Annotated in this window: 8 protein-coding genes; 4 read left to right on the top strand and 4 right to left on the bottom strand. The window is 51.5% G+C overall.

Features of this window, described 5'->3' with window-relative positions:
• On the top strand, positions 1-1903 hold a 1903-nt coding region (locus HWQ67_RS07060), incomplete at its 5' end, for a HEAT repeat domain-containing protein (protein WP_218251977.1).
• Between the two features lie 226 nt (positions 1904-2129).
• A complete protein-coding gene (locus HWQ67_RS07065; RefSeq protein ID WP_218251978.1) occupies positions 2130-3032 on the top strand; it encodes a phosphoribosylaminoimidazolesuccinocarboxamide synthase in 903 nt (300 codons plus the stop codon).
• A 218-nt stretch (positions 3033-3250) separates the two neighbouring features.
• Here HWQ67_RS07065 and HWQ67_RS07070 read toward each other — a convergent pair whose 3' ends face one another.
• Genes HWQ67_RS07070 through HWQ67_RS07085 form a run of 4 tightly spaced genes read right to left on the bottom strand, consistent with a single transcriptional unit; the run spans position 3251 to position 5623 of the window.
• The gene (locus tag HWQ67_RS07070; RefSeq protein ID WP_218251979.1) at positions 3251-4648 is read right to left on the bottom strand and encodes a cobyrinate a,c-diamide synthase; all 1398 of its coding nucleotides are present in this window, start codon (positions 4646-4648) and stop codon (positions 3251-3253) included.
• A 21-nt stretch (positions 4649-4669) separates the two neighbouring features.
• Positions 4670-4963, bottom strand: a complete 294-nt coding sequence (locus tag HWQ67_RS07075; RefSeq protein WP_218251980.1) for a nucleotidyltransferase domain-containing protein — start codon at positions 4961-4963, stop codon at positions 4670-4672.
• Positions 4964-5004: 41 nt separating this feature from the next.
• Complete coding sequence (locus HWQ67_RS07080; protein WP_218251981.1) at positions 5005-5442, bottom strand: putative toxin-antitoxin system toxin component, PIN family; 438 nt, start codon at positions 5440-5442, stop codon at positions 5005-5007.
• A complete protein-coding gene (locus tag HWQ67_RS07085; protein ID WP_218251982.1) occupies positions 5435-5623 on the bottom strand; it encodes a hypothetical protein in 189 nt (62 codons plus the stop codon). The genes HWQ67_RS07080 and HWQ67_RS07085 overlap by 8 nt, the downstream gene beginning before the upstream one ends.
• A 165-nt stretch (positions 5624-5788) precedes the next feature.
• On the opposite strand from HWQ67_RS07085, the gene HWQ67_RS07090 reads away from it, so the two are divergent.
• Positions 5789-6796, top strand: a complete 1008-nt coding sequence (locus tag HWQ67_RS07090; protein WP_218251983.1) for a substrate-binding domain-containing protein — start codon at positions 5789-5791, stop codon at positions 6794-6796.
• Between the two features lie 3 nt (positions 6797-6799).
• Positions 6800-10417: a PAS domain S-box protein gene (locus tag HWQ67_RS07095; RefSeq protein WP_218251984.1), complete on the top strand. Its 3618-nt coding sequence runs from the start codon at positions 6800-6802 to the stop codon at positions 10415-10417.
• Positions 10418-10530: the final 113 nt, after the last annotated feature.

The following is a 10530-nucleotide window of genomic DNA, read 5'->3' on the forward strand; positions in this document are numbered from 1 at the left end:
TATCATCGACATGCTCAGGTATGACGCCGGGATGTACGGTGTTGTTGCGGCGCTCTTGAGGGATGAGAGACTGCGTGTACGCATAGGGGCCATTGCACTGGTCGAGGCGCTGAAGGAGCAGGGACTTGAGATTGTACAGGATATTGCCGACAACATTGTGCCGTTGTTGAGTGACGACAGTCCCAATGTCAGAGGTGATGTGGCTTATGCCTTTGGCATCATCGGGCAGGAGAGACATATTGTTCCGCTTCAGGGGCTGCTGACTGATGAAAACACGGAAGTGGCACAAACTGCGCAAGATTCAATAGATTCGATATTGTCTGTTTTAAATAAAGGTGGGGGGGGAATGACTGAAAACATACCATTAGTTCTGTTTGGAGTGCTTGCTGCGATAGTTGTTATACTGATTGTGTACGTAAAGCAGATTAGACACAAAGCCCTTAGCGTCATCACAGACGCCGTGGAGAGGGCCGATATCCTGCTTGAGGAAAACAACCACGAGGATGCCCTGGGCATATATTCCGATGTGTTGGAGCGTGTGTCGGAGAAGAAAATGCCGGTGCTGTATGGCCATATAAAGAACAACATGGGTATCTGTTTTCGTAAGCTGGCCGTTGGCGACAAGAGGGAGGAAAGCATCCTCAAGGCGCTTGAGGCCTATGAAGACGCCCTGACCGTATATACGGTAAAGGATTATCCCGCTGACTACGGAGCAACACAGAATAACCTTGCAAATGCGTGGTGGGCGCTCTCCGAAATGTGCAACAAGGAGGAAAATATCCAAAAGACCATCCAGGCCTACGAAAAGGTGCTCAAGATATACACCGCCGAAAACAACCCCGAAAAGTATGGACACGTCCAGACCAGCCTCGGTCATGCCTTCAGGGCAATATCGGTATGCCGCGACAGGGAGAAGCACCTTACCAGGGCCATTGCCGCCTACGAAGAGGCCCTGAGGGTCAGAAACAACCAGGAACATGCCATCGAATACGGACACATAAAGATCAGCCTGGGGCATGCTTACTGGGAACTTGCATCGTTCCAGGACCGGGCCGAATTTCTGACCAAGTCGGTGGAGGCCTACAGGGATGCCCTGACGGTTCGCTCGCTGGAGTTCTCTGCCACAGAGTACGCAATAACACAAAACGACCTCGGAAACTCTCTCTGTGACCTGGCGGAACTAAAGGATAAGGAAGAAAACCTCCAGATGGCCGTTACTGCCTACAAGGAGTCCCTACGGGTGTGGACGCCCACCGACTACGCAAAAGACTACGCAATGGCACAAAACAACCTGGGAAGCACCTTCGGACTGCTCTCCGAAATACGCGACAGGGAAAACAACCTGGCAGAGGCGATACAGGCATTTAATGAATCGCTCAAGGTCTACACGCCCGATAAGTATCCGATGGAGTACGGCATGACTCAAAACAATCTCGGCAGCGCCTACAACATCCTGTCCCAGACGCAGAATAAGGAAACAAACCTCAAGCTGGCCATATTTTCCTTCAAGGAGGCCCTCAAGGTCTATTCGCCACAACGCTCCACCTTTGACTACTTTATAACGCAATGCCACCTGGGTAACGCCTACAGTGAACTCTCCACGTGTTGTGATAAGGCGGAGAACCTCTACAAGGCAATCCGGTACTATGAAAAGGCACTCAAGTTCGATCTTGCACAACAGTACCCCTTCAAGTATGGTATAACTCAGCACAGTCTGGGTAACTGCTACTGTGCCCTTGCCCTTGTCCACAACGCCGAGGACAACCTCCAGCGGGCCGTCAAGGCATATGAGGAGGCCCTGACAATCTTCACACAATCATCGGCACCATCAAAGTACGCAGATATCAAAAATAAACTCGACACCACCCTGCAGGACATTGCCGACCTCAGAAAGAGTGTGTGATGTGCAATTCATCTTGTATGGGAGGGGGGGCAATTTGGGGCATCGCTGCTTGTGTAGTGCTAAGTATAATGGGGTCAAGGGGACTGGTCCCCTTGCGGGGGAGGTCTGAGGAGGGGGCGGAGCCGCCCTCCTTCTTTCTCCTGGCTCGTATATAATTAATTCTGTCCAGGCACTTATAAGTAATTATGGGCAGGTACTTATCAAAAAAAAGCGAAAGGATTTTATTATGACATCAAAGAGTGAAATAGTTCTACAGACAGACATCAAGGGGCTTAGGCTCATCAAGCGTGGCAAGGTCAGAGACATATACGACTGCGGACAACACCTGTTGATGGTGGTTACGGACAGGTTGTCTGCATTTGACGTGGTACTGCCATCGGGGATACCGTCAAAGGGGGAGATACTGACCAGGCTATCCGTGTTCTGGTTCAGGCTCGTGGAGGATATTATTGGCAACCACCTGGTCTCTGCCGAGGTCAACGACTTCCCCGGCATCACAGGGCAAGAGGACAGGGCAATCCTCAGCGGCAGAGCCATGCTTGTGAAAAAGGCAACCCCTCTGCTCGTTGAGTGTATAGTGCGCGGCTACATAACCGGCTCCGGCTGGAAGGACTACCAGAGAAGCGGCTGCATCTGCGACATCCCCCTGCCGGAAGGACTGCAGGAGTCACAGCGGTTGCCACAACCCCTATTCACCCCAAGCACCAAGGCCGATACCGGACACGACGTCAACATCTCCTTTGCCGAGACCGTCTCCATTGTTGGTGCGGAGATGGCCGAAACGCTCAAGAGGTTGAGCATAGATATCTACAACCGTGCAGCCAGTCACGCCCTGTCTAGGGGGATCATCATCGCCGATACGAAGTTCGAGTTTGGCCTCTACGATAACGGGCTGATCCTCATAGACGAAGTCCTGACGCCGGACTCCTCACGGTTCTGGCCGGCTGCCGGCTATGCCCCCGGACGCGGGCAGGACAGCTTCGACAAACAAATAGTCAGGGACTACCTGTTGACACTGGACTGGGCACAGACCTATCCCGGCCCGGTCCTGCCCGATGACGTCGTGTCAAAGACCGCCGACAGATACAGACAAATCCTCGAAATCCTGACATCCGATACCAAGAGATAGCAAGAGGCTTGCCTGCCTAACGCTACAGGGGTGAGGAGGGACAGAGCTTGGCGTATATCTCCGGTTGAGTAAGAACCAGGTTTTGTCCATGTAATCATTGCCTTGCTGCTTAATTTGACAATGTCATATTCCAAATCTCTGCATATAAAGATGTCTGAACCACGATTTAACGGCCCGGCGACTGTAAGGAACTGTCCGACAATTGAGATTATCAGGATTTATGTTCGAGAATACCTTGTTCTTTTTTCCTGTAAATCCTTTAATCTGTGTAATCCTGGTTCAGAGTTTTTCTTCAGACTGCGTACAATATCGGGGTTGCTTGCAAAGTGCAGGTGCATGTAGCTTGCAAGGCAGTTGGGGGCGAGCCAGATGCCCTGTGTCCCTTGTGATGTTTCCAGGGCGTTTTTGACAACGGGTGGCATCTCAACGATCTCCGAGTAATGGAACTCGTGCCCCCTGACGATGTTGCCCTTGCTGCCGATAATCGTGTCCTCAAGCAGGACGGCCTGCCTGTAGCCGAGGCTTACGCGCCTGTCTCTCATCACTGCCATGGCTGCAAATACGCCGACCAGCGGGTAAAAGACGCCGTCCAGACCGGTGACACCCTCCGAAAGATACATGAACCCTCCGCACTCGGCATACGTCACCCCCCCGGAGGTCACAAAGCCACGTATGCTTTCGACCATGGAGGCATTGGCCGAAAGTCGTCCGGCGTACAGTTCGGGATAGCCGCCGCCCAGGTACAGGGCATCTATGCCATCGGGCAGTCTGTCGTCGTTGAGGGGGCTGAAGGTAACAATGGTCATCCCCTGGTGTTGCAACATTTCGAGGTTGTCTTCATAGTAGAAGCAAAATGCGTTGTCGCGGGCAACTGCAATCCTCAGGGGGGAGAGACTGGTGACGTTGCTTGTTGCAACGCTAACAGATGACCTTGGTGTTGCGTCAACGGTGAGGGTGTTTTTCAGCAGGGCGTTGAGGTCGATATTATCCTGGATGAGGCGGGTGAGCTTGTCTATGACTTGGGGATTGAGGCATCCGTCCTCGGCAGTGAAGAGGCCGAGGTGCCTCTGTGCAAGTCCGGCGTCGGGGGTAAACGGTATGCCGCCCAGCACGGTAACATCGCAGTGTCGTGTGATGGCGTCACTGACAAGACGGATGTGTCTGTCGCTGCCGACCCTGTTGAGGATCACCCCTGCGATGGCCAGTTCGGGTGCAATGCTCCTGACGCCGGCAACGATAGCGGCTGCGCTTTGCGCCATCCCCCGCACGTCAACCACCAGAACAACGGGCAGTGACAGCAGCCTGGCGACAGCAGCCGTGGAGGCGCCTTCGCCGTCAAACAGCCCCATTACGCCCTCCGCAACCGCAACATCGGCGGCAGCGGACTTGTCGGTGAACAGGTCTCTAACGTAGGTGGCATCGCACATGTAGGTGTCCAGGTTGTAGGACGTCCTGCCGGTGACCACCCTGTGCAGGCCCGGGTCTATGAAGTCCGGCCCAACCTTAAAGGGCGCCACTTGCAGTCCCAGTCTGCCCAGGGCCGACATCACTCCCAGCGAGAGCGTTGTCTTGCCCGTTCCACTCTGGATGCCCACTATGGTAAAGGCGTGTCTCATGTCACAGTGGGTTACTTACCGTTATCTCAACCTGATACCGTATTTTTTTATTTCCCATACCAAGGGGTCTTCGTCTACAAAATCTTCAGGTCTAAAGGGGACAGGCTCTATTCTGTGGTCAATATCACAGGCTATTATCATCAATTTCAACCTTTCCTCATGGCGGTCTTCAGAAATGTCAGATGATATGACCGCTATATCGATATCGCTCCACTTACCTGCATTTCCTTTTACAAACGAACCAAAGAGGTAAGCCGAATTTATATTGATGCCTTTTTCGCTTGTTCTGGTGAGAAACAGATTAACCTTATCCATTATAAGAGCATTGATTTGAGCCAATGAAATATATTCTCGCCCTAACAACTTCCTGTAGCGTCTTTTAAAAGCCTTATAAACATAGCAGGGTCTACAATGTTGATTCCTTGAAAGTGTTTCAGGTTTGTGAGGTGTCTGTCTCCTGATACAATATAATCAGCTTGCCCCTCTATTGCACACTCAATATATTTATTGTCAGCAGGATCGTCTTTAATTACATCGACTTTTATATTTCCAGGAGTAATGATAGCAAATTCACTTAAATCCTTAACAAACTCATCAATCTGTTCATCTGTAAATCGATGAATTCTTCTTATCCTGGCATAAGACAATACTCTCCTTACTTCATATATTATTGTTCCTGATAGTAGTAGCCGAACCCGACCCTCTCTTACCATGTTGAGTATCATACTGGGATTAGAATATGGTTTTATTAACGCGCTTACAAAAATATTGGCATCCAAAAGGACTTTAAGCATAAGTGTTAGCTTCTTCTAACTCCTCCTGCCTGACTATTTGTAGTGCCTCCTCTATTGCCTCGTCGATCTCACGAGGGTCTATATCCCTGGCTCTTTCTCTCACTAGATCAACGCTGCGGAAAAACCTTTCCATTGCAAGTTTTTCTCCTGACAGTTCTTGCTGCTCTGCCTGTTTAGGCATATAAACCTCCAACAAACCTAATTTATCAATCTGTTTTATTCTAACAATTTCCTATCGCAACTGTCAAAGCAACGAACATATGCTCGTAATTTTCAATCCGATAACTTTGAAAGCTAATGTGTTATAATATATCCGGTAACAGAAAAAAAAGGAGGTCATCGTACTATGGGTTACAAGACATGGATTTATATCTTGTTGATGATGTTGTTTATAACAACGGCAAGTGCTGAGATGAAACAATCGACCAAGGCCAGGGACCCCTTAAGGGGAGCGCCGTTTTCGGACCCGGCAAAGACATTTGAGATGCCGGTAGAGTGGGTCAAACAACCCATAAAGTATGAACAATGGGCCGACGGGGCAGACCTGGCCGTGGCATTAGACCAGCAACTCTATCCGGCCATCCTGCCGCTGATACGGCAGTACGAAAAACAGAACAACCTCAAGATCGCCGTCGTGGAGGGGACGTGTGGAACAGTGGCCGGAGCGGCAATGCGAAAGAACGCCGATATCACGGGTATGTGTTGTCCACCGGGGCAGAATGACCGTCTGCCAAACCTGAAGTATCACACGCTTGGCATATCGTCGGTTGCCCTGCTGGTCAACAAGGACAATCCCGTTGATAACATCTCCATCGATGATGCTCGCAAGGCATTTATGGGCAAGCTCCACAAGTGGTCGGATACCAGGGGAGCAGGCGGTATCAAAACAGACATGCCAATAAAGCCGGTCGTTCGCCTTCACTGCAAGACACGCCCGGGGCACTGGTGCCTGATCCTGGCCAACGAGGACCTCTTTGGGCACCGCCTGACCGAAGTTGGCACCATCGCCGATATGCTTGCATCGGTGGCATCTCTCAAGGGCGCCGTCGGATACGAAACACTCTGGCACATGGAAAACCTCAAGTACGCAGACAAGGTCAAACACCTGAAGATCGACGGCGTTGACCCCGCAGACAACGATAAGCTCGCCAGGGGCATGTACACAATATACAGGACGTTTAGCATCACAACGTGGGAGCAGCCCGGTCTCTCCAAGCCACTGGCAAACAAGCTCGTACAGTATATCTTGCAAAACCTCAATGTCATCGACAAGAGCTACTACCTGGTGCCCGTTGACCAGTTGAAGAAGTACGGGTGGAAGTTCCAGGAAAACGAACTCGTTGGCGAACCGTAGGCAATGAGCAAACTCTTGCGGCTGATTTCGGGGCTATCCCTTACGGTACGGATGCTTGTGCTGACCGTGATCGTAGGGTTGAGTGCCGGGGGGCTGCTGGGGATGCTCCTTGACAAGAGGATCGACGAGGCCCTCAACACTCAGCTAAGAGAAAGGTTAAGCATCAAGGCCAATGACAACAGGAGTCATTTTGACAATGTCATGATCAGCTATCACCAGTCAGTAAAGCTGTTTGTGCAGCGTGTAGACTTTGCCAAGCATGTGAATAGAGCCAACTTTAGTGTGCAGGACAAGGGGGTCAGCGACCCCTGGCTCAAGGCAGAACCGGTTATCAGCGGTGAACACCCATCCTGGTTGCCAAAGTCATCGGTATTACGCTTCTTTGCGCATATAGAATACGCTATGCTCTTAGACCCTGCCGGAAGGGTCAGAGAGGTATATTCAGCAAGTGACAGACCGATACCGGAGCAATTGTTAAAACCCAATTCGGCACTTATCAGCAGTCTCCGTGACCAGTACTTTATTACGACCTTTAACAACGCCCCCTACATCCTGGCCAGCGGCTCCCTGGAAAACGACGACGGCTCACCCCTGGCAACCATGATAATAGCAAGTCCCATAGACGACAGCTTTCTTGCCGATGCCATAAAGCCAATCAATGAAGCGGAGGCCGTAGTGCTTGTGGACAGCTTCACCAAGAGGGTTCTGTGCAGCAACACACCGGAGATATTGCAGCCAGGCACGCCCCTTGACTCGCTGAAGGAGCGTTATCTGATGGTGGGCAAGTCGTTTCTTGACTACGGAGAGGCGGATACTTCCATGCAATTTATATCCCTGATCGCCAACAGTGAGGTCAACAGATTAAAGTTTATAATCCTGCATGAGGACAGGAGACATCGGTTGTTTATGGCAACAACACTGATACTGTCCTTTATGGCAGTCTTGCTGTATATGATGAAACGCATAAAGGCTGTAAACATTCGCATCGAGGAGTTTTCCAAGAACGTCCTTGGAGTAAACGGCTTTACGTCAAGCGGACACGCAGACCAGCTTGCCATGCTTGAGAGACGTTTTCTGCGATTGTGTGATGAGATGCGTATGACCAAAGATCGGCTGTTTGAAAAGACCGTGGAACTGGGCAGGAGCGAACAACGTGTCCGCACTATTATAGACAACATCCCGATGGGGGTTGTAACCCTCCATGAGGGTGCAAAGATATTATCCATAAATCCGGCCACGGAGCGGCTGTTTGGCTATACGGAGACTGAGGCAATGGCGCTTGACATAGAGACCTTTTTGGGCGATAGCACCAATGTTGGTCAATTTTCTGCCACATTGAGCCAGGGGTCGCTGACCCCCACAGAACCACGGATATTTGAGATGACGGCACGGCACAAGGACGACTTTTTCTTTCCCGTCGAAATTGCCATAAGCTCCATTGCACTGGGTGATGAGCGGATATCAATAGCCATCATACGAGATGTCACACGTCGCAAGCAGACCGAAGAGGCCATAAAGCGTGCACGGGAAAACCTCGAAAGCAGGGTCGAACAACGCACCAGCGAACTATCCCTTGCCAACCAGCAGCTATCCCTCGAAATCTATGAGCGAAAAAAGACCGAAGAACTCCTGCGACGCAACTACGACATACAGCGTGTCATAAGCTCCGTGTTGACAATAGCCCTGGAAGCATTACCCTTGCCAGAACTGTTGTCGCGGATACTAAAAGTGATACTATCAATCCCCTGGCTGTCGATCCAGTCCAAGGGGTGCATATTTCTTGTAGGCGATGACCCGGGGGTGCTTGAGATGGTGGCCTCACACGGGTTTTTCGAGGAACAGATAGTGACGTGTTCGAGGCTGCCATTTGGCAGGTGCGTCTGTGGCAAGGCGGCCAGCTTAAAGCAGGTCGTCTTTGTCAGTGAGATAAACGATCTCCACGACATACGATACGACAACGTTGCACAACACGGCCATTACTGTGTGCCGGTTGTTTCGGGGGAGCGTGTCCTGGGGGTCATCAACCTCTATGTTGTAGCCGGACACATCAGGGAAACCCAGGAGGAGGGGTTCCTCACAACCATTGCAAATACACTTACCGGTATACTTGAACGAAGGTTCACGGAACGCAAACTCAAGTATGCCCAGGATATGTTCTTCAGCTTCATGAAGAATTCCCCCATGGCCGCATTTATAAAGGACGAAACCGGCAAATACATCTATGCAAATGAGCAAATCGCGCGCTTTACAAACATGAAGATAGAGGACATCGTCGGCAAGACCGACAACGACCTCTTCCCGCCCGACACAGCCGCCGAAATACGTGCCCACGACGACATGGTGTTGGCCGTCAACAAGACGATTGACCTGGTAGAGACATTTCGGCAGGAGGATGGCGTACATCAGTGGCTTGTCATCAAATTTCCGTTCAGAGACGAAACGGGAAAACGCATGCTTGCCGGCATGTCTATCGATATGACCGCACGCAAGCGCATCGAGGAAGCCCTCAGGAAGTCGGAAGAGAAGTACCACAACATCATCAACACCACCCCGGAGGGGTTTTTCGAGGTAGACCACAACATGCGTATAACCGAGGTCAACGATTCCCTGTGCCAGATGCTCAACATGACCCATGCCGAGCTTGCAGGCCAACAGTTGTACGACCAAAATACGGCGCCCCTGCTCATAGTCGGGCAAGAGGACGAAGACGTCTTGGTCAACAGCCTTGCCAGCGTCTTTAAGACCGGCAACAATATGGCGGCAAATGTCACGTTTAAGCGGCATGACGGCAGGCAGTTCCACAGTCGCATAAACATCTCCGCCATAAGGGACACGGACGGCGTCATCACGGGAGCCTTTGCCCTGCTTGCGGACATCAGCGAGTTGGTGGAGATGAGGGATGCCCTGTCGCTGCACGCACGGGAACTCAAGCGCAGTAACGAAGAGCTTCAGGAGTTTGCCAGCGTGGCCTCACACGACCTGCAGGAGCCACTGAGAAAGATCATCGCCTTTGGAGAACGCTTAAAGGACAAGCACGCCGCAAAAATCCCCGATGATGGCCTGGACTATCTGTCACGGATGCAGGGGGCGGCACAGCGCATGCAAACCCTCATCGACGGCCTGCTCAACTTCGCACGCGTCACAACCAGGGCAAAGCCCTTCTCACCCACAAACCTCAATGACATCATACAGGATGTGTTGTCGGACCTGGAGGCTCGTTTAATCAAGTCCGGCGGGAGCGTTGAAACAGACATGCTGCCCACCGTTGAGGCCGATAAGTTGCAGATGCACCAACTGTTTATGAACCTCATTGGCAACGGGTTAAAGTTCCACAAGGTAGATGTTCCCCCCGTGGTATCGGTCAAGTGCATGGTTGCTCAGGAGGGTTTTTGTGAAATCACGGTGGCCGACAATGGCATCGGGTTTGACGAAAAGTATCTCGACCGCTTATTTAAGCCCTTTCAGCGCCTCGTAGGCAAGGACAAATACGAGGGCACAGGGATGGGACTGGCTATCTGCGAAAAGATCGTCAAACGCCACGGCGGAGAAATCATCGCACAAAGTGCCCCAAACATGGGGGCAACGTTTCGCATCAGGTTGCCGTACTCACAGTCCCAGTAGGGGCAACTTCAGGCAGAGACACCGTAATAAAAATGTAATAGTTCACCCCCCTGAGAAAAAAAAAGAAGGGGAGCGGCTCCGCCCTCCCCTCAGACCCCTCCCGCAAGGGGACC

This window comes from Candidatus Magnetobacterium casense (assembly GCF_019173545.1).
Taxonomy (GTDB): domain Bacteria; phylum Nitrospirota; class Thermodesulfovibrionia; order Thermodesulfovibrionales; family Magnetobacteriaceae; genus Magnetobacterium; species Magnetobacterium cryptolimnobacter.